General features: G+C 66.3%; 18 protein-coding genes. 2 read left to right on the forward strand and 16 right to left on the reverse strand.

Features of this window, described 5'->3' with window-relative positions:
* Window positions 1–7: 7 nt before the first annotated feature.
* The 13 genes from F3N42_RS04935 to ccoN form a co-directional block, all read right to left on the reverse strand.
* Window positions 8–1,315 (reverse strand): ABC transporter permease, encoded by a 1,308-nt coding sequence (locus F3N42_RS04935; RefSeq protein ID WP_150863276.1) that lies wholly within the window; start codon window positions 1,313–1,315, stop codon window positions 8–10.
* 14 nt (window positions 1,316–1,329) lie between these two features.
* Window positions 1,330–2,025 (reverse strand): ABC transporter ATP-binding protein, encoded by a 696-nt coding sequence (locus tag F3N42_RS04940; RefSeq protein ID WP_150863277.1) that lies wholly within the window; start codon window positions 2,023–2,025, stop codon window positions 1,330–1,332.
* A gap of 20 nt (window positions 2,026–2,045) precedes the next feature.
* On the reverse strand, window positions 2,046–3,323 hold the full coding sequence (locus tag F3N42_RS04945) for an efflux RND transporter periplasmic adaptor subunit (RefSeq protein WP_150863278.1): 1,278 nt from the start codon (window positions 3,321–3,323) through the stop codon (window positions 2,046–2,048).
* Between the two features lie 74 nt (window positions 3,324–3,397).
* Window positions 3,398–4,099, reverse strand: coding sequence for a sulfite exporter TauE/SafE family protein (locus F3N42_RS04950; RefSeq protein ID WP_150863279.1), 702 nt, complete (start codon window positions 4,097–4,099; stop codon window positions 3,398–3,400).
* On the reverse strand, window positions 4,096–4,344 hold the full coding sequence (gene ccoS / locus F3N42_RS04955; protein ID WP_150863280.1) for a cbb3-type cytochrome oxidase assembly protein CcoS: 249 nt from the start codon (window positions 4,342–4,344) through the stop codon (window positions 4,096–4,098). The genes F3N42_RS04950 and ccoS overlap by 4 nt, the downstream gene beginning before the upstream one ends.
* On the reverse strand, window positions 4,341–6,722 hold the full coding sequence (locus tag F3N42_RS04960; protein WP_150863281.1) for a heavy metal translocating P-type ATPase: 2,382 nt from the start codon (window positions 6,720–6,722) through the stop codon (window positions 4,341–4,343). Before F3N42_RS04960 ends, ccoS begins: the two co-directional genes overlap by 4 nt.
* The gene (locus tag F3N42_RS04965) at window positions 6,715–6,930 is read right to left on the reverse strand and encodes a FixH family protein (protein ID WP_150863282.1); all 216 of its coding nucleotides are present in this window, start codon (window positions 6,928–6,930) and stop codon (window positions 6,715–6,717) included. The genes F3N42_RS04960 and F3N42_RS04965 overlap by 8 nt, the downstream gene beginning before the upstream one ends.
* Window positions 6,927–8,303, reverse strand: a complete 1,377-nt coding sequence (gene ccoG, locus F3N42_RS04970; protein WP_150863283.1) for a cytochrome c oxidase accessory protein CcoG — start codon at window positions 8,301–8,303, stop codon at window positions 6,927–6,929. Before ccoG ends, F3N42_RS04965 begins: the two co-directional genes overlap by 4 nt.
* Window positions 8,303–8,671, reverse strand: coding sequence for an ABC transporter permease family protein (locus F3N42_RS04975; RefSeq protein WP_150863284.1), 369 nt, complete (start codon window positions 8,669–8,671; stop codon window positions 8,303–8,305). The genes ccoG and F3N42_RS04975 overlap by 1 nt, the downstream gene beginning before the upstream one ends.
* Before the next feature lie 7 nt (window positions 8,672–8,678).
* Window positions 8,679–9,587, reverse strand: a complete 909-nt coding sequence (gene ccoP, locus F3N42_RS04980) for a cytochrome-c oxidase, cbb3-type subunit III (RefSeq protein ID WP_150863285.1) — start codon at window positions 9,585–9,587, stop codon at window positions 8,679–8,681.
* Window positions 9,584–9,757 (reverse strand): cbb3-type cytochrome oxidase subunit 3, encoded by a 174-nt coding sequence (locus tag F3N42_RS04985; RefSeq protein ID WP_150863286.1) that lies wholly within the window; start codon window positions 9,755–9,757, stop codon window positions 9,584–9,586. The genes ccoP and F3N42_RS04985 overlap by 4 nt, the downstream gene beginning before the upstream one ends.
* A 1-nt stretch (window position 9,758) precedes the next feature.
* Complete coding sequence (gene ccoO, locus F3N42_RS04990; RefSeq protein WP_150863287.1) at window positions 9,759–10,370, reverse strand: cytochrome-c oxidase, cbb3-type subunit II; 612 nt, start codon at window positions 10,368–10,370, stop codon at window positions 9,759–9,761.
* Window positions 10,367–11,788, reverse strand: a complete 1,422-nt coding sequence (gene ccoN, locus F3N42_RS04995; RefSeq protein WP_150863288.1) for a cytochrome-c oxidase, cbb3-type subunit I — start codon at window positions 11,786–11,788, stop codon at window positions 10,367–10,369. Before ccoN ends, ccoO begins: the two co-directional genes overlap by 4 nt.
* Before the next feature lie 93 nt (window positions 11,789–11,881).
* On the opposite strand from ccoN, the gene F3N42_RS05000 reads away from it, so the two are divergent.
* Both F3N42_RS05000 and F3N42_RS05005 read left to right on the forward strand, forming a co-directional pair.
* The gene (locus tag F3N42_RS05000) at window positions 11,882–12,700 is read left to right on the forward strand and encodes a DUF2189 domain-containing protein (protein ID WP_150863289.1); all 819 of its coding nucleotides are present in this window, start codon (window positions 11,882–11,884) and stop codon (window positions 12,698–12,700) included.
* On the forward strand, window positions 12,690–13,544 hold the full coding sequence (locus F3N42_RS05005) for a ribokinase (protein WP_150863290.1): 855 nt from the start codon (window positions 12,690–12,692) through the stop codon (window positions 13,542–13,544). Before F3N42_RS05000 ends, F3N42_RS05005 begins: the two co-directional genes overlap by 11 nt.
* 6 nt (window positions 13,545–13,550) lie before the next feature.
* Here the strand turns inward: F3N42_RS05005 and F3N42_RS05010 are convergent, their stop codons facing one another.
* Genes F3N42_RS05010 through ettA form a run of 3 tightly spaced genes read right to left on the reverse strand, consistent with a single transcriptional unit; the run spans window position 13,551 to window position 18,477 of the window.
* The gene (locus F3N42_RS05010; protein WP_191621238.1) at window positions 13,551–15,815 is read right to left on the reverse strand and encodes a mechanosensitive ion channel domain-containing protein; all 2,265 of its coding nucleotides are present in this window, start codon (window positions 15,813–15,815) and stop codon (window positions 13,551–13,553) included.
* A gap of 34 nt (window positions 15,816–15,849) precedes the next feature.
* On the reverse strand, window positions 15,850–16,794 hold the full coding sequence (locus tag F3N42_RS05015) for a D-2-hydroxyacid dehydrogenase (RefSeq protein WP_150863292.1): 945 nt from the start codon (window positions 16,792–16,794) through the stop codon (window positions 15,850–15,852).
* 18 nt (window positions 16,795–16,812) lie between these two features.
* A complete protein-coding gene (ettA, locus tag F3N42_RS05020) occupies window positions 16,813–18,477 on the reverse strand; it encodes an energy-dependent translational throttle protein EttA (RefSeq protein WP_150863293.1) in 1,665 nt (554 codons plus the stop codon).
* Window positions 18,478–18,497: the final 20 nt, after the last annotated feature.

The raw sequence follows: 18,497 nt of genomic DNA on the forward strand, positions 1-18,497 counted from the left end.
TGCTCTCCTATTGGGTCTTCAGCTGGCTGGCGGGCATGACACGACATGACTGCCAGGTGGGATAGAGGCCGGCCAGCAGCGCCGACACGATGGCCAGGGCAATGGCGGCCGCCACCATGGCCAGGTCCAGCTGCACCAGGTGTTCGACATAGTCGCCGAACAGGGCGTGAATGCCCTGCAGGCCCAGCCAGGTCAGGCCCAGCCCCACCACGCCGCCGGCCAGGCCGATCAGGCCGGACTCGATCATGTGCTGGACGAACACGTCGCGCCGCGAGGCACCCAGGGCGCGCCGTACGCTGGTGACACCGGCCTTGCGCATAAACTTGGCCAGCAACAGGCCGATGGTGTTCAGCAGGCACACGGCCAGGAACAGCAGTGACAGCCCCAGCATGACGCGGGCATCGTCCTCCACCACCTGCTCGGCCTCCATCCACTCCATGACATCACTCAGGCGGTTGTCACGCGGCCGGCCGAAGCGGCCGAGTTCTTTCTGCGAATCGGTGTAGGCATTCAGGAATTCCATGTACTCGCGCTTCTCGTTGTCGTCGCGCAGCTCGGCCCAGAACTGGATCCACACGCACTCGGAGTTCAAAAAGCCCTCGAAGCCGTCATCCGGGCGTTTCCAGCAGTTGGTGTTGCCGTTGCGCGGCAACTCGTACTCGATGGCCACGTTGAACGGGATGTAGAGCTCCTCGGTGGGGTCGAAGGCGCCGTTGGTGACGTCGTAGAACTTGGGCATCGGCAGCCACTCATCCATGACGCCGACCACGCGGAAGTCCATGCCGTTGAGGCGCACGCTGCGGCCCACGGAGTCTTCGCCGCCAAACACCCGCTCATTCAGTTCACGGCTGAGCACGGTGACGCGCTCCAGCCCCTCGTCGGCAGATGAATCCCAGCCGCCGCCGTACTGGAACGGCGTATCGAACATGGCAAAGAAGTCGGCGAAGGTGTTACGGGTATCAACGGTAAACGGCCGCTCGTCCGGGTTCTCCGGCTCCAGCACCAGGCCGGAACGGTTCGAGGCGACCTGGCGGTGTGCCTTGTCCGCGCGGATCAGGTTCATCGCGTCGGTATAGGTCACCTGGTCGGGCGGCTCGCTGTCCTCGTCGGTGTCGTTAGGGTCCCAGCTGTCCAGCTGCACGTAGAACAGCTGGTCCGACTTGTGCGGGATCGGGTTGCCGGACATGGCGTAGTTGACGGTGATGATGGTCATGCTGGCGCCGATGCCGATGGCGATCGCCAGCACCATCAGGGCACTCAGCAACGGGTTGGCGCGGATACTCAGCCAGCCCAGTTTCAGGTAATAGTTGAACATGTCGCCCCCCTGCCCTACGCGGTCGCGGCCAGTTGCAGGTCCGAATGGTCGTCGGACACCTGGCCGTCGCGGATGAAGACGTTGCGGCCGGCGCGGTCCGCCAGGCTCGGGTCATGGGTGACCATGATGACCGTGGTACCGCCGGCGTTAATTTCCTCGATCAGCGACATGATCGATTCGGCCATGTTCGAATCCAGGTTACCGGTGGGCTCGTCGGCGAGCAGGAAACGGGGTTCGCCGGCCAGCGCCCGGGCAATGGCCACGCGCTGCTGCTGGCCACCGGACAGCTGCGACGGCAGGTGGCTGGCCCGGGATGACAGCCCCACCCGCTCCAGCACGCCCTCGATGCGGCGCTTGCGGTCGGCCGCGCTGAAACCGCGGTAGCGCAGCGGCACATCGACGTTGTCAAACACGTTCAGATCCGGGATCAGGTTGAAGCCCTGGAACACGAAGCCGATCTTCTCGTTGCGCACCTTCGAGGTATCGCGGTCCGACAGCGACGAGACATCCTTGCCGTCGAGCACGTACTTGCCGGCGGTAAAGCGCTCCAGCAGCCCGGCGATGTTCAGGAACGTAGTCTTGCCGGAGCCCGACGGCCCGGTCACCGCCACGAATTCGCCCTCGCCCACCTCCAGCGAAAACTCGCGCAGGGCGTGGGTTTCAACCGTGTCGGTGCGGTACACCATGGAAATGTTCTGCATGCTCAGCATGGGGTTCTCCTTTTGTGTGTTCAGTCGGTGACCCGCACCGTGTCTTCGCCTTCAAAGGCATCAATACTGGAAATGACGACGTTTTCGCCCTCGGCCAGGCCCTCGGCGATCTCCACCGCGGCCAGGCTGCGGGCGCCAACCAGGATGGATCGGCGGCTGGCCGTGCCGTCGTCGTTGAGCACGTAGGCCACGCGGCCACCACCGCTGTCCAGGAAGGCGCCGCGCGGCAGCGTCAGCACGCCGGGGCGCTCTTCCATCAGGATGCGGGTGGTCAGGCGCTGGTTCTGGCGCAGGCCGGGCGGCATGTCGCCTTCGAAGCGCACCCGGGTGGTGACCTGGTTATCCAGCACTTCGGGGGAGACGGCCACGACGGCCGCGGTGTAGGGGCGGTTCATGACCAGCACCTCGGCGGCCATGCCGATGCCAAGGTCGTCGGCGTAGGATTCCGGCACCTGGGCCTCGATCTCGAAGGCCTCCAGGTCGACGACCGACATGATTTCCTGGTTGCGGGCAACGTTGGCTTTCTGGTCGACCAGCAGGTTGCCGACGATGCCGTCGACCGGCGAGCGGATGGCCAGCGAGTCCACCTGGCGCTGCAGGTCTTCGACCAGCAGCCGCTGGCGGTCGAGTTCCAGCTCCAGCGTGCGCAGCTCAAACGCCAGCCGCTCTTCGTCCAGCTTGGCGTCGGCCACGGCGTGTTCGTGCGCAAGGCGGGCGTTTTCCAGGTCGTCCTTGGTCTTTTCGTAGTCGAGCTGGGAGATGGCCTCGATGGCGTAGCCATCCTCCGCGCGGCGGCGTTCGCGCTCGGCGGCGGTCAGCGCCACCCTGGCCAGGTCGATGTTCTTGCGGTTTTCCAGCGCGCGCTGGCGGGCATCGATGCGCTGACGGTCGAGTTCCACCGCCTGCCGGTCCAGGCTGGCCTGCTCCTGCTGCAACTGGTTCTGCAGTTCCGGGCTGTCCAGTGTCGCCAGCAGCTGGTTCTCGGTGACCACGGCGCCGGCATCGACATCCAGGGTGATGGTGCCCTCGGCCGGGGCGAACAGCGACGGCCGGACGGCGGCCACCACCCGGCCCTGCACCGAGACATCGCGGACCAGGTCATCGACGGTCACCCGCGCCAGGCGCAGGCGGTCCAGTGGCACGGTGACACTGGTACCTGCCCAGCGTTGCACCGCAGGCACGGCCCAGAACGACACCAGCACCAGGGCCAGGCACAGCGCGCCGATGCCCCACAACCGCGTGCGTCGAGGCGCTTTCTTGATCACCACATCCTGGCCGGATGTATCGGCAATGTTCATTCAGTGTTCTCCCTCGTTTGCGCTTTAGACGCGCAAAACCGTCGAAGGGTTACAGCGAATGTTGAAAGACCGTGTCAGTGATGATGATGCGCCATGTCGCCCGCGGGCCAGGCCAGCACGATGGCCCAGGCCGCCAGCAGCAGCAGGCCGAAACCGGCGACCCGCCGGAAGAAGGGGTCCCGGCCCAGTGTCACCAGCGCCGGCGCGGCCAGGGTCATCCCCAGCATGGACGGCAGTGTGCCCAGGCCAAAGGCCGCCATGACGCCGGCCCCGCGGGCGAACCCCCCGGTCGAGGCCGCGATCAGCAACGCCGTGTAGACCAGGCCGCAGGGCAGGAAGCCCCAGCACAGGCCCAGCAGCAGGCGCCCGGCCGGGCCGGGCCAGGCTGCCGTCCGCGCGGCCAGCGGGGCGACCTTCTTCCACAGGCCGGCGCCCACGCGCTCGATGACCGCCAGGGCGCGCCAGCCGGTGAGCATCTGCAGGCCCAGCACGGCAATCAGCACGGCGGCGGCCAGCCGCAACCAACGCCCCCAGCCCGGTACACCGGCCCACTCGCCGCCCTGCCCCAGCGTGGCGGCGATCACGCCACCCAGGCCGGCGTAGGCCAGCAGGCGTCCCAGGTTAAACAGCAATGCGTTGCGCCAGGCCTGTCCCTTGCCGGGGCCCAGGCTACCCAGGCCCATGGCGATGCCGCCGCACATGCCGAAACAGTGACCACTGCCTAACAGTCCCGCCAGCAGCGCGGCCACCAGGGGTGGCAGGATGTCGACGCTCACGCCTGTCCCCCGCCGCGTGGCTTATCACTGCTTTTGACTGAACCGGCGTTGATGTCATCATCGGGGTTGGCGTCCGCAGCGGCATCGTCCGTGGCGGGCGGCTTGCGGTCGTCGTCCAGCACGACACTCCAGCCCTGTGACTCCAGGTCATCGAACTGGCCGGAACGAATGGCCCAGACCAGCGCCCACACCGCCGCGGCGACCAGCACCAGCGCCAGGGGGATCATCAGGTAAATGGTGCTCATGTGCGCGCCAGCCGGGCGGCGTTACCCACCACCAGCAACGAACTCAGTGACATGCCCAGCGCGGCCATCCACGGCTGCAACCAACCGCTGAACGCGAGCGGCACGGCGAGCAGGTTGTAGGCCAGCGCCCAGGCCAGGTTCTGGCGGATAACTCGGCGGGTGCGCAGGGCCGTGTCGTGCGCCACGCGCACGCCGTCGAGGCCGGCACCCACCAGCGCCATGTCGGCCGCGCCCTGGGCCAGTTCGGCGGCGCCGTGAACCGTCATCGATGCGTCCGCCGCGGCCAGCACGGGTGCATCGTTGACGCCGTCACCCACCATGAGCACGACCCGCCCCTCGGCGCGCAGCGCCTCCAGCGCGCGAATCTTGTCTTCCGGTGCCTGCCGCGCCTGCCAGTCTTCGATGCCCAGCACGGCGGCCGTCTCGCGCACGGCCGGGATGCCGTCGCCGGAGAGGATGCGCGGGGCCAGGCCCCGGCGCGCCAGGGCTTCGACCGTGGCGCCGGCATCTTCGCGCAGCCGGTCACTAAACCCGAACTGCGCCAGCCAGCCCTCTTCGTCGGCCAGCCAGGCGCCATCATCGCTCTTGCCCGCGGGCGCGCCGGCGAACTCCGCTGTGCCCAGGCGGTATCGCCGCTCTTCGACGTACCCGCTCAGCCCACGCCCCGGCGCATGGTCTACCGCGGTGGCCACGATTTCGCCAGTCGAACGGCTGAACGCCCGTGCCAGCGGGTGCGCCGATTCGACCTCCAGCGCCGCCGCGACGGCCTCGACCCTGTCCACGGACGGCGTGGCGCGGTCGGGGTTCAGATGCACCCGGGACAGCACCGGCTGTCCCTCGGTCAGGGTGCCAGTCTTGTCAAAGACCACGGTGTCAGCGCGCGCCAGCGACTCCAGCGCCTCGCCCCGGGCCAGCAGTACGCCGCGGGCCAGCAGCGAGCGACTGGCGGCGGACAGCGCCGCGGGCGTTGCCAGCGCCAGCGCGCAGGGGCAACTGACCACCAATACCGCCAGCATCGCGGACAGCGCCCGGGCCGGGTCGGTGGCGCCCCAGTACAGCAGCGCCGCGACCGCGGTACCCAGGACAGCAACGATAAAGTAGCCCGACAGGCGATCGGCCATGCCCGGGCGCTGCTGCCCGGCCCGCGCCGACAGCATGCGCCGACCGAGCGTTGAAATGGCCGTGTCGTCGCCGGTGCGCCGCACCTCGACGATGACCGACTGCTCGCGGTTCACTGCCCCGGCGGCCACCTCGTCACCGCGCTCGCGCAGTACCGGCCGTGACTCGCCGGTCAGGATGGCTTCGTCCACGCGCGTCCGCCCGTCGATGATCACGCCATCGGCCGGAAAGGCCCGCCCCGGTTTAACCCGGACCCGGTCACCGGGCACCAGGTCGGCGGCCGGCACCCGGGTCTCAGTGCCGTTATCAAGCCGTTCGGCCCACTCGGGCATCAGCCGCGCCAGCGCCGCGCCGGCCTGCGCGTTGCGGTGCCGCTGGTTCATCTGCACAAAGCGCGCGATGCTGAGAAAGAAAATGAACATGACGACGGAGTCGAAGTACACATCCCCCGCCCCGCGAAGGAAGTTCACGGTACTGGCGACGAAGGCGATGCTGATCGCCAGCGCCACCGGCAGGTCCATGCCCGGGCGCCGGGCGCGCAGGGCCGCCACCGCGCCGCGGAAAAACGGCAGGCCGGCGTAAGCCACCACGGGCAGCGTCACCACCAGGCTGGTCCATTCCAGGAAACGGCGGGCGGTCTCGCCGATGCCCAGCGCGTCGCCGGCGTACAGGCCGACGGCGTACATCATCACCTGCATCATGCCGAGGCCCGCCACGCCCAGGCGGCGCATCGCCAGGCGGCGCTCGTCCAGGCGACTGCGCGCGGCTTCCCCGGCCAAAGGCAGGTGGGGCCGGTAGCCGAAACGCGCCAGTTCCAGCGCCAGGCGGCTGGGCGGCGTGCGCTCCGGGTCGAATTCCACCTGGGTATAGCCACTGGCGATATCGACGCTGGCGCGACGAACGCCGTCCAGCGGCTCCAGCCGGCTGCGGATCAGCCAGGCACAGGCCGCGCAGTGCACGCCTTCGACCTGCAACAAGAGGGTATTGAAGCCGTCGCCCATCGGCGTGCCACGGTAGGCCGGGCGGGCATCAATCGCGGCCCAGTCCGCGGCCAGGCGCTCCGGCGAGTCGGGTGCACGGATGCCCTCGCCCTCGCGGAACCGGTAATAGCGCGCGTGCCCGGAGGCGTGAATCAGCTCAAACACCGCCTGGCAACCGGCGCAGCAAACGCACCTCGATTCGCCCTCCCAGCGGACCTGGAACCGGTCGTCTTCACAGGCCTCGCCGCAATGGAAACAGGCGGCCTGGGTGTCAGTCATCGTCCCCGTTCTGCGCCCGCATTTCGCTGCGGATGCGATCGTACTCCTCGTCCTTGACGACGATGTACTCGGGGTTGGCGAGCGCCAGCCACAGCGTGATGCCACAGGCCACCACGGTCAGCAGGGGGATGGCAATGAGTACCCATGGCCAGGGTTCACGGTACCAGGGCCGTGGCGCGTCATCAGTCGGGTTTCGTGATGCGTTCATCGGTCGAAAGGCAGGATCATGCGAACGGTACGGGTGATGTCGATGGCGGCATCATCCTCGGCCTGGAAACGGATCTCGATATCCTGCGCGCCGCGGCCGAAGCCGGCCGGCGCCCTCAGCGTCAGCGTGTACTCACCCACCTGCTCGGCACCCAGCACCGGCGTCGGCGCGACCTCGACCTGCACGCCCTCATGCGCGGGCACACTCACCACGTAGGCATGGTCGCGGTGGTCGACATTCACCAGCTTGAGGGTGTAGATGTTTTCGACCTGGCCGTCCGCCAGTTCGCGGTAAAGCTGGTTGCGATCGTTGATCAGCTCGGCGCGCAACAGCGTGCGCTGCGTCAGCGAGATACCAATACCGGCGAGCAGGGCGAACAGCAGCGTGCCATAGATGATGATGCGCGGCCGCAGCACCCGGGTCGGCTGCTTTTCCAGCGCGTTCTCGGTGGTGTAGCGAATCAGGCCCGGCTCGTAGCCCATTTTGTCCATGACCTGGTCGCAGACATCGACGCAGGCGGCGCAGGCGATGCATTCCACCTGCAGGCCGTCGCGAATGTCGATACCGGTGGGGCAGACCTGGACGCACAGCGTGCAGCCGATGCAGTCGCCCAGCCCCAGCGCCGCCGGGTCATCACCCTTGCGACGACCACCGCGCGGCTCGCCACGGGCCTCGTCGTAGGAAATGATCAGCGTGTCGCGATCGAACATCGCGCCCTGGAAGCGCGCGTACGGGCACATGTACTTGCACACCTGCTCGCGCAGCAGGCCGGCATTGCCATAGGTGGCAAAGGAATAGAACAGGATCCAGAACGTCTCCCACGGCCCCAGCGACAGCGCCAGCACCGACTGGCCGAGCTCGCGGATGGGCGTGAAGAAGCCGACAAACGTGAACCCGGTCCACAGCGCGAAGGTCACCCAAAGCGCCTGTTTGCCACCCTTGCGCAGGATCTTTTCGCTGTTCCAGGGGCCCTTGTCGAGCTTCATCCGCTTGTTGCGGTCGCCCTCGGTCCACTGCTCGATCCACATGAAGGTCTCGGTCCACACCGTCTGCGGGCAGGCGTAGCCGCACCACAGCCGCCCGGCCAGGGCGGTGAAGAAAAACAGCGTCAGGCCGGCCGCGATCAGCAGCAACGCCAGGTAGATGAAGTCCTGCGGGAAAAACGTCAGCCCGAAGATATAGAAGTGCCGTGCAGGCAGGTCGAACAGCACCGACTGGTGACCGTTCCAGTTCAGCCACGGCAACAGGTAGTACAGGCCCAACAGGACAAACACGGCGACCTTGCGCAGGCGCGCGTACGTCCCCTTCACGTGCCGTGGGTAGACCTTGGGTTCCTTGCGGTAGAGGGTCTCCCCGCCGGCCTGCGCGGACATCAGTACCAGTCCTCGTCGTCAAGGTCGGGGTTGCCGTCAGCGGGGTGATGGGTTTCCGGCGGCCGGCGACGACCCTTGCCGCGAGCGTGACCACGGCGCGGCCCGGTACGGATCATGTAGCCCGTCAGCAGCGCGGACAGCAGCGCGATGGCGAAGAGGAAAAAGAAGGCCATGCCATAGACCAGGTGTACACCGGGCTGCCAGTCGATTACCCAGTCATCGCTGACACCATTAGGGTCGATGACGGCAAACAGCATGAAGGTGCCGACGCAGGCCGCCAGGAAGGCCATCCAGATGGCCACCCCGATATCCCGCTGGCGCCGGGTCCACCGACCCGGCACACGCTGGTCACTGCGCTCCGCGCCCATATTCGCCTCAGTCGCTGTTGCCTGACAGCCCCAGGACGTAAGCCGCCAGGATGCGGCGCTGCGGTTCGCTCATCAGCGATTCGTGCGCCGGCATGCGGCCGTTACGGCCATGCTGCACGCTGAAGACGATGTCGTCGACGCTGTTGCCGTAAAGCCATTCGTCATCGACCAGGCTGGGGGCGCCAAGCGCCGGCATGCCGTGACCTTCCACGCCGTGACAGGCCACGCACAGCATGGCGTAGTCCTGCTGGCCTTTCTGCGCCTGCGCGGCCTCGTGATCGAGCCCGGACAGCGAGCGCACGTACTGCGCCAGCGCGAACAGCTGCGGGTAGTCCATCGCCGCGCCCAGCGGCGGCATCGCCGCCTGGCGGCCCTGGTTGATGGCGGTCAGGATGCTGTCGTAGCCCTCGCCCCACTGCCAGTAATCATCCGCCAGGTTGGGGAAGCCCGGGCCACCGCCACCGTCGGAGCCATGGCACATGGCGCAGTAGTTGCCAAACAGCCGTCGCCCCGTTTCCATGGCCTGCGGGTCGCCGACCAGCTCGGCCGGTGTCATGCCCTCGTAGCGCGCCAGCACCTCGGCCGTGGCCGCATTGGCCTTCTCGACCTGCTCCTCGTAACGCTGCACCTGGGTCCAGCCCAGCAGGCCGGACAGGTTACCCAGGCCCGGGTAGAGCACCAGGTAGACCAGCGCGAAGATGATGGTGATATTGAACAGGTGCAGCCACCAGCGCGGCAGCGGGTGGTTCAGTTCGCGGATGTCATGATCCCAGACATGGCCGGTATCGTGAATGTCGCCATCGTCATCACGATCGGAAATGCCCTTGGTCCAGTGCAGCAGCCACCAGCAGGCGAGAATGCTGCCGATCGACACGATGATGACAAAGATGCTCCAGAATGATGTCAGCTGGTTCATGCCCCGTCCTCCTTCACCGCTGGCATCCGGCCGTCGTCGTCATCCAGCGGCAGTCGGGCCGCCTGCTCGAACTCCGGCACCCGTTCGCGGCTCCAGGCCCAGGCGAACAGGCCAACGAACCCGATGATCAGCAACACCAGGAGTATGCCCCTGAGGATATTGATATCCATGTCAGCGTCCGCTCCTTGCGTGCCCCAGGCCCTGCAGGTACGCGATCAGTGCATCCATTTCGGTCTTGCCATCGACGGCCGCCGGTGCACCCTCGACCTGGTCGTCGGTATAGGGGTCGCCCAGCCGTTGTAGTGCCCGCATGTGCTTTTGCACCTCGGCACCGTCGAGTTCGGCCGTGTCCAGCCAGGGGTAGGCCGGCATATTGGACTGTGGCACCACGTCGCGCGGGTTCATCAGGTGCACATAGTGCCATTCGTCGCTGTAGCGGCCACCCACACGCGCCAGGTCCGGCCCGGTACGCTTGGAACCCCACTGGAATGGCCGGTCGTAAACCGATTCGCCGGCCACCGAGTACGGCCCGTAGCGCTCGGTCTCGCTGCGGAACGGACGGATCATCTGCGAATGACAGCCGTAGCAGCCCTCGCGGATATAGATGTCGCGGCCGGCCAGTTCCAGCGCCGGGTATGGTTCGATGCCCTCGTAAGGTTCGATGTAGCGGTCCTGGGCGATCAGCGGCAGCAGTTCGACCAGCCCCGCCAGGCTGACCACGACGACGATCCACACCGCCATCAGGTTGATGTTTTTCTCGAGTTTTTTATGGGCGCGACTCATGCTTCAGCCCCCCAGGTGGCCGGTTCCGCGGCCTCCTCTTCCAGCGGCGGCGCGCCGGCCATCGTTTTCCACGTGTTCCAGGCCATCAACAGCATGCCGCTGAAGAACAGCAGCCCACCCAGCAGGCGGATGGCGTAGTACGGCTTGGTGGCCGCGATGGTCTCGATAAAGGTGTAGGTGAGCGTACCGTCATCGTTAAAGGCTCGCCACATCAGGCCCTGCATGACGCCGGCGATCCACATCGAGGCGATGTAAAGGACCACGCCAATGGTGGATATCCAGAAATGCGTTTCCACCGCCTTCACGCTGTACATCGTCTTCTGGCCGCCCAGGCGCGGAATCAGGCAGTACAGGCTGCCGATGGTCATCATCGCCACCCAGCCCAGCGCGCCGGAATGCACGTGGCCGATGGTCCAGTCGGTGTAGTGGCTGAGCGCGTTGACAGTGCGAATCGACATCATCGGGCCTTCAAAAGTCGACATGCCGTAGAAGCTGAGCGCCACGATCATGAACTTCAGCACCGGGTCGTCGCGGAGCTTATGCCAGGCGCCATTCAAGGTCATGATGCCGTTGATCATGCCGCCCCAGCTGGGCGCCAGCAGGATCAGCGAAAACACCATGCCCAGCGACTGAAGCCAGTCAGGCAAGGCGGTGTAATGCAGGTGGTGCGGGCCGGCCCACATGTAGATGCCGATCAGGGCCCAGAAATGCACGATCGAGAGGCGGTAGGAGTAGATCGGGCGCTCGGCCTGCTTGGGCACGTAGTAATACATCATGCCGAGGAAGCCGGCGGTCAGGAAAAAGCCCACCGCGTTATGGCCGTACCACCACTGCACCATGGCATCGACGGCGCCGGTGTACATGGAATAGGACTTGGTGGCACTGACCGGCAGCGCCACGTTGTTGACGATATGCAGCAGCGCGATGGTGATGATGAAGGCGGCGTAGAACCAGTTGGCTACGTAGATATGGCTGACGCGGCGCTTGATGATGGTGCCGAAGAACAGTACCGCGTAGGCCACCCAGACGACCACGATCATCCAGTCGATCCACCACTCCAGCTCGGCGTACTCCTTGGCCTGGGTCAGGCCCAGCGGCAGCGTGATGGCCGCGCAGACAATGATCAGTTGCCAGCCCCAGAACACGAAACTCGCCAGCCCGTCAGAGATCAGCCGGACATGGCAGGTGCGCTGGACCACGTGCAGCGAGGTGCCGATCAGCGCGGAGCCGCCGAAGGCGAAAATGACGGCGTTGGTGTGCAGTGGCCGCAGGCGACCGTAGGTGAGCCAGGGAATCTCGAAGTTCAGCACCGGCAACCAGAGCTGCGCCGCGATCAGCACGCCGACCAGCATGCCGACGATACCCCAGAGAATGGTTGCCACCGTAAACTGGCGTACAACCTTGTCGTTATAGGTCATTCCCGCTCCCCTCCAGAACGTGTTGGGCTTACTTTCACCGCCGGCAGAATACTATCACTATACTCTTGCAGTCATTGAGAACGAGGCGCATTTGTGAATACGCACAGGGACCCGGCTGGACGTGACATCGCGGCCGATAGCCATACCGTCATCGCACCGTGCCGCAAGCTCAACCTGGCCATGCCAATCCGCTGGTTGCGCGCAGGCTGGCAAGACTACCGGGCGGTACCGCGGGTGAGCCTGGCCTATGGCATGCTGGTGTTTGCGATCAGCGCCGTGGTGTCTTGGCTGGGCTGGACGCTGGGCGGCTGGGTACTGTTGCTGACCTTGTTGACCGGGTTCGTGTTCGTCGCCCCGTTACTGGCGTTTGGCCTGTACTCGGTGGCCCGCCAGCGCGACGCCGGCAACTGGCCGTCGATGGCGCGCTCGCTGCTGGACATGCGCCGGCCGGTCCAGAACGCCATGGTGTTTGGCCTGCTGCTGCTGGTCGTGTTCCTGGTCTGGGCCCGGGCAGGCTCGATGGTGCATATTTTCGCATCGCCCGATTCGACCCCGGGCTGGATGGACGTGCTGCGCTTCTTCGCAATCGGCTCGGCCGTCGGCGCGGTATTCGCCGGCTTTACGTTTGCGGCCTCGGCGTTCTCGCTGCCGATGCTGGCCAACCGCAATGTCGACGTGATCACCGCCGTTCTGTCGAGCATCAACGCGGTGATGCGCAACAAGCTGACCTGCGCCGCCTGGGCCCTGACACTGCTGTTGCTGACCGCCGTTGGCGTGGCCACGGCCCTGCTTGGCCTTATTATCGTGATTCCATGGCTGGCCTACGCCAGCTGGCATGCCTATCGTGACGTGCTGGTCGTCGACGCCTGGGCGCCACTGCCCATCGAACAGGAGAACACCCATGAGTCTTGAAGTCGCGGTCATCGGCTCGGTCAACCTGGACCTGGTGGCCCGCGTCAGGGCGTTTCCACGACCGGGTGAAACCGTCACCGATGCCACGCTGGATCGCCACCCCGGCGGCAAGGGTGGCAACCAGGCCATCGCCATCCGCCGCCTGGGCGCAAATGTCCGCCTGGTGGCCTGCGTGGGCAATGACAGCACCGCCGACGAAGCACTGGCCGGCCTGGCGCGCGAGGGCGTGATCCTGGACCATGTCCAGCGCATCGATGGCGCCGCCACCGGCACGGCCATGATTGCCGTGGATGGCAACGGCGAGAACCAGATCGTGGTGGCGCCGGGCGCCAATCGCCTGTTCACACCGGAACGACTGGTGCTGCCGGCCTGCGATGTCGTCATCGCCCAGCTCGAGGTGCCGATGGACACACTGGAGGCCGCGGCCCGCGCGCACCCGGGCTTCTTCTGCCTCAATGCCGCACCGGCCCGGCCGGTTTCCCCTGCCCTGCTCGCCGATGTCGACCTGCTGGTGGTGAACGAGATCGAGGCCGAGGCGATCGGCCCGAACCTGGACAACTTTAACGGCTGGCTGGCCGTGACCTACGGCGCGTCCGGCGCAGAACTGATGCGCCATGGCAATTGGGTGGCCAGCAGCGACGCGCCACGTGTGGACGCCATTGACACCGTCGGCGCCGGCGACGCGTTCACGGCGGCGCTGGCGTTTGGGCTGGGGAGCGGCCAGTCACCAGACGTGGCGCTGAACCGGGCCTGCACGGCGGGCGCGCTGGCGACCACCCGTGCCGGGGCGCAGTCCTCGCCAACGCTGGAGGCACTGGAGCAGTTCCTGGCGCGTCCGGCCTGAGCCGGCTCAGGCGGGCTCCCCGCCAACATCGTCGTCCGGCTCCAGGGGCTGGAAAGACGCCGCCGCCACCGGTCCGGGCGGCTGGCGGAAATCACTGCGCACGTGCAGGTCGCGCTGCGGGAAGGGAATCTCGATACCGGCTTCGCGCAGGCGGGTTTCCAGGGCCCAGAGGAATTCGCAGCGGATGCGGTGCGGGCGGCGTACACCGGCCCGGCTGACCCATAGCAGCATCTGGAATTCCAGCGCGCTGTCGCCGAAGTTGAACAGGCGCAGTTGCGGCCGCCGGCCCGGCATGTTGGTTAGCACAAACTCGACATCCTCGGCCGCGGCCATGGCAATTTCCTTCACCTGCTCCTTGTCCGAGCCATAAGCCACGCCAAAGGGTATGCGCATGCGCGCGATCGACTCGCGCAGGGTCCAGTTGGTGAGCTTGGTGGTGACCAGCTCGGAGTTCGGCACCACCACGTCGACACTGTCGTTAGTGTTGACCACGGTGGCGCGGGTATTGATCTCCTTGACCACGCCGGCCAGCCCGCTGGAACCGGCCTGGCCACCATCGAGCTCAATGTAGTCGCCCACCCGCAGGGAGCCTTCCAGCAAAAGAATCAGGCCGGAGACGAAATTGTTCACCACCGCCTGCAGGCCAAAACCGATACCGACAGAGAGCGCACCGGCGATCAGCGCGAAACTGGTGAAATCGAAACCGATGGACGCAAACGCCGCGAACAGGCCGACCGTCATGATGACGTAATGCAGGATCCGGCCCAGCGTGTAGGCGACCGGGCTGGCGGAGAACTGCTCGCCAGCCGCCGCGGCGTGTGCGATCAGGTAGCGCGCGACCCAGGAAATCAGCCACGCCAGGGCGATGATAAACAGCATCTTCAGGATGCCGCCCGGGGTCACCGGCGTGTCACCGATATCGAACAGGTGATAGTCGGCGGCGGCGATGACGTGGTCCCAGGCCGAACCGATGGTGAATTTCAGCCGGCTCCAGGCCTTGCGCAGGCCGCTCTGGCCGGCCAGCACGTCGCGGGTCAGGATGCCCTGGACCAGCAACAGGTCATCGTTGCGCGAGCGGATTTCCTCGACCAGGTCCAGCGTTTCGCGCGCCACGGTGCGGGCGATATCCTGGTTGGCCGCGGCGTTGGCGGAGTCGTCCGTCGGCGGAGATACCAGGGTATTGCGCGAATTCTCGGACCAGACATCCAGCTGCGGCAGGATGCGCTCCGACAGCGCCCGCGCATCCGCCGCCGCACCGCGCAGGTCCAGGTCGCCGTCCAGCGAGTCGGTACGAAGCCCGTACCAGTTCGCTTCACTGCGCGCCAGAGCGGCTTCGAGGCGGGCCAGCTCGGACGCGGCGGCGGCGCGCGTGATCTGTTGCCGGCGCAACTGTTCAAGGCTGCGATTTATGTTGTCTGCCGAGAGCACATCCAGCAATTGGGACTGCAAGGCCGTGACCTGCCGGTCCGCCTCCGCTACGGCTTCGGTGCTTTCATCCAGGTGTTGCTGGATTTCTTCTGCGGTCACATCACCCACTTCAAGATGGGCGCGAGCGAAATCCAGTTGCTCGGAAACCAGCTGGTCACGCTGTTCCAGAGCCTTTTCCCTGGCCTCCAGGTTCGCCTGCCTGGCCGTGACCAGTTCAAACTCGACGCGCATGGTGATGCGGTCAATACCGATCAGGACCTTGGCAGGGGACTCGACAGGCTGCGACTGGTACGCCCGCAGCAATTCGTCACGCCTTGACTGCAGGAAGTCGAGCTGCCGATCGGCCTGCTCGATATCGACCCGGACGGATGACAATTCACGCTCGATGTTTCGCGACTGCGCGCGTAAACCCAGCATTTCCCGCAGCGAATACGCATCCTGGGTGGGCACCGGCGGGAAAGGTGCCGAGGCCTCCCCGGCCCGGGTCACTTTCAGCAGGCGGACCAGGTTGGCCAGGTTGTCCAGTGCCGCGCTCGCCCGATCGTGATCGGCGGGGCCCAGGCCGTCGATGCGATCTTCCAGGCTGGCCAGGAAAGCGTTGATGCGACGATTCTGCTCATCCTCGTCGGCAACGTCGAACTCGCTCCACCAGTCCGCCGGCATGGCGGTGATCGCGGGCGGCTCCCAGGCGGCGGGGTCCGGCTCCGCCGGCTCGCTGGCCTGCAAAGCCTTGGGCAGTAACTGGGCGTGCGCGTACAGGGACATTGCCGCCAGCGACAAGCCCATCGCCAGGCAGGCGAGCGGAAACAGGAATCTGCGCAGCGACAATGCCATGGCTGGCATTGAAGCCTGATTCAGCGCCGGATGCAACGAGCGCTCAGTAACCGCGACGGGCGTCGACGGTGTATTGCAGCGGTTTTCCGGCCTGGAACCGGCGGAAATTGTCCAAGAACACGGCGACGATATCGGCCGGCTCGCTGAGCGCGGCGACATGCGCGGTCACGCGCAGGTTGGGGGTTGTCCAGAACGGATGATCCTGCGGCAGCGGCTCCTGGTTAAAGACGTCGAGGACGGCGCCACCCATGTGGCCGTCACCCAACGCCGCGACCAGGGCCTGCTCGTCGATCACGCTGCCACGGCCGGCATTGACCAGCACCGCTCCGGCCGGCAGGGCCGCCAGCGCGTCGGCGTCCAGCAGGCCAGCAGTGTCGGGGGTGTCCGGCAGCAGCGTGACGAGGTAGTCGCATTCTCCCAGGAAGGCATGCAGGTCTTCGACGGCAAAGACCCGGGTGAAAGGCGCCGTCGCGGCACCGGAGCGGCTGCAGCCCAGTACCCGCAGGCCCAGCGCCTGGGCGCGCCCGGCGACCACGCGGCCGATCGAGCCCATGCCCAGGATACCCATGGTCTTGCCGGCGATGCGCCCCGTGGGGGTCGTCACCCAGCGCTGCTCCGCCTGCCACTGGAAACGCTGGATCACGCCCAGTTCGTGCGCCAGCAGGTAGCCCAGCACGTATTCGGCCATCTGCGGGCCAAAGACGCCCTTGATGCCGGTGACGGTGAGCCCGGCGGAGGCCGCATCCAGCAGCGGCGCCACACCGGCCCAGGTCGATTGCACCCAGCGCACGCCGTCCATGTCATCCAGGGCCTGGACCAGCAGGCCCGGATCACCCAGGACGACCGGCTCGCCCGCGTAACGTGCGGCGACCGCGGCCGCGTCTGTGGCGGCCGCTGCCACGATGCCCTCGTCCGCCAGCAGGCGGACATAGGCGTCCGCGTCCCGGCTCAGGACAAACACGCCATCTTGGCCCAGGGGCTGATTCACCGGCGGCGCGTGACCCGGTCAGTCCTTCAGGCGCTTGTAGCGCACCCGCTTCGGTGCCGCGTCCTCGCCCAGGCGCGCCTTGCGGTCCTCTTCATACTCGGTGTAGTTGCCGGGAAAGAAGGTCACCTTCGAATCGCCCTCGAAAGCCAGGATGTGTGTCGCGACGCGATCCAGGAACCAGCGGTCATGGCTGATCACCAACACGCTACCCGGGTAGGCCAGCAGCGCTTCCTCGAGCGCGCGCAGGGTTTCCACGTCAAGGTCGTTGGACGGCTCGTCGAGCAGCAGCACGTTGCCGCCCTGCTTCAGCGCCACGGCCAGCTGCAGGCGACCGCGTTCACCACCGGACAGGTCACCCACCCGTTTTTGCTGGTCGGAGCCCTTGAAGTTGAAGCGGCCGACATAGGCCCGTGACGGCATCTGGAAGCTGCCAACCTGAAGGATGTCCTGGCCATCGGAGACGGCTTCCCACACGGTCTTGCTGTCATCCAGGCCCTCGCGCAGCTGCTGCACACTGACCAGGTCGACGGTGTTGCCCAGGTCAACCTCGCCGCTGTCCGGCGTTTCCTGGCCGGAGATCATCCGGAACAGCGTCGACTTACCGGCGCCGTTACCACCGATCACGCCGACGATCGCGCCTTTCGGCACGGAGAAGTTCAGGTCTTCGAACAGCAGCTTGTCGCCGAAGGCCTTGGAGACATTACGCACCTCGATGACCTTGTCGCCCAGGCGCTCGCCCACCGGAATATAGATTTCGTTGGTCTCGTTGCGCTTCTGGAATTCCTGGCTGCTGAGTTCCTCGAAACGGTTCAGGCGCGCCTTGCCCTTGGCCTGGCGGCCACGGGTACCGGAGCGCACCCACTCCAGTTCGTGCTGCATGGCCTTGCGGCGCGCGGCTTCCTGTTTTTCCTCGATAGCCAGGCGAGCCTCTTTCTGCTCCAGCCAGGACGAGTAGTTGCCCTCCCAGGGAATGCCGTGGCCGCGGTCCAGTTCCAGGATCCAGCCGGCGGCGTTGTCGAGGAAATAGCGGTCATGGGTGATGGCCACGACGGTGCCGGGAAAGTCCACCAGGAACTGCTCCAGCCAGCCCACGCTCTCGGCGTCCAGGTGGTTGGTGGGCTCGTCCAGCAGCAGCATGTCCGGGCGCGACAGCAGCAGCCGGCACAGCGCCACGCGGCGGCGCTCACCACCGGACAGATTGTCGATCTTCGCGTCCCAGGGCGGCAGGCGCAGCGCGTCGGCAGCCACGTCCAGGCGGTTTTCCAGGTTGTGCGCATCCCAGGTGGCGATGACATCCTCGTAGCGCGACTGGCGCTTGGCCAGCTCGTCAAAATCGGCATCCGGCTCCGCGTACTCGGCGTAGACGGCCTCCAGGCCGGCCAGCGCGTCCAGCGGCTCGCGCAGGCCGTCTTCGACGGCTTCGCGCACCGTGTGCTCGGTGTTCAGCTCCGGCTCCTGCGGCAGGTAACCGATCTTCAGGTCGGGCATTGGCCGGGCTTCGCCCTCGATGTCGGTGTCGACACCGGCCATGATGCGCAGCAGCGTGGACTTGCCGGCGCCATTGAGCCCGAGCACGCCAATCTTGGCCCCCGGAAAGAAAGACAGCGAGATGTTCTTAAGGATTTCGCGCTTCGGCGGCACGATCTTGCCGACGCGGTTCATGGTGAAAACGTACTGGGACATGGCCTGCAACCTGAAAATGG

The sequence above is a fragment of the Marinihelvus fidelis genome (genome assembly GCF_008725655.1).
GTDB lineage: Bacteria > Pseudomonadota > Gammaproteobacteria > Xanthomonadales > SZUA-36 > Marinihelvus > Marinihelvus fidelis.

Excerpts from the sequence above, each read along its gene's own strand:
- F3N42_RS04935 (WP_150863276.1), bottom strand. The coding sequence starts at position 1,315 with ATGTTCAACTATTACCTGAAACTGGGCTGGCTGAGTATCCGCGCCAAC.
- F3N42_RS04940 (WP_150863277.1), bottom strand. The coding sequence starts at position 2,025 with ATGCTGAGCATGCAGAACATTTCCATGGTGTACCGCACCGACACGGTT.
- F3N42_RS04945 (WP_150863278.1), bottom strand. The coding sequence starts at position 3,323 with ATGAACATTGCCGATACATCCGGCCAGGATGTGGTGATCAAGAAAGCG.
- ccoS (WP_150863280.1), bottom strand. The coding sequence starts at position 4,344 with ATGAGCACCATTTACCTGATGATCCCCCTGGCGCTGGTGCTGGTCGCC.
- F3N42_RS04960 (WP_150863281.1), bottom strand. The coding sequence starts at position 6,722 with ATGACTGACACCCAGGCCGCCTGTTTCCATTGCGGCGAGGCCTGTGAA.
- F3N42_RS04965 (WP_150863282.1), bottom strand. The coding sequence starts at position 6,930 with ATGAACGCATCACGAAACCCGACTGATGACGCGCCACGGCCCTGGTAC.
- ccoG (WP_150863283.1), bottom strand. The coding sequence starts at position 8,303 with ATGTCCGCGCAGGCCGGCGGGGAGACCCTCTACCGCAAGGAACCCAAG.
- F3N42_RS04975 (WP_150863284.1), bottom strand. The coding sequence starts at position 8,671 with ATGGGCGCGGAGCGCAGTGACCAGCGTGTGCCGGGTCGGTGGACCCGG.
- ccoP (WP_150863285.1), bottom strand. The coding sequence starts at position 9,587 with ATGAACCAGCTGACATCATTCTGGAGCATCTTTGTCATCATCGTGTCG.
- F3N42_RS04985 (WP_150863286.1), bottom strand. The coding sequence starts at position 9,757 with ATGGATATCAATATCCTCAGGGGCATACTCCTGGTGTTGCTGATCATC.
- ccoO (WP_150863287.1), bottom strand. The coding sequence starts at position 10,370 with ATGAGTCGCGCCCATAAAAAACTCGAGAAAAACATCAACCTGATGGCG.
- ccoN (WP_150863288.1), bottom strand. The coding sequence starts at position 11,788 with ATGACCTATAACGACAAGGTTGTACGCCAGTTTACGGTGGCAACCATT.
- F3N42_RS05005 (WP_150863290.1), top strand. The coding sequence starts at position 12,690 with ATGAGTCTTGAAGTCGCGGTCATCGGCTCGGTCAACCTGGACCTGGTG.
- F3N42_RS05010 (WP_191621238.1), bottom strand. The coding sequence starts at position 15,815 with ATGCCAGCCATGGCATTGTCGCTGCGCAGATTCCTGTTTCCGCTCGCC.
- ettA (WP_150863293.1), bottom strand. The coding sequence starts at position 18,477 with ATGTCCCAGTACGTTTTCACCATGAACCGCGTCGGCAAGATCGTGCCG.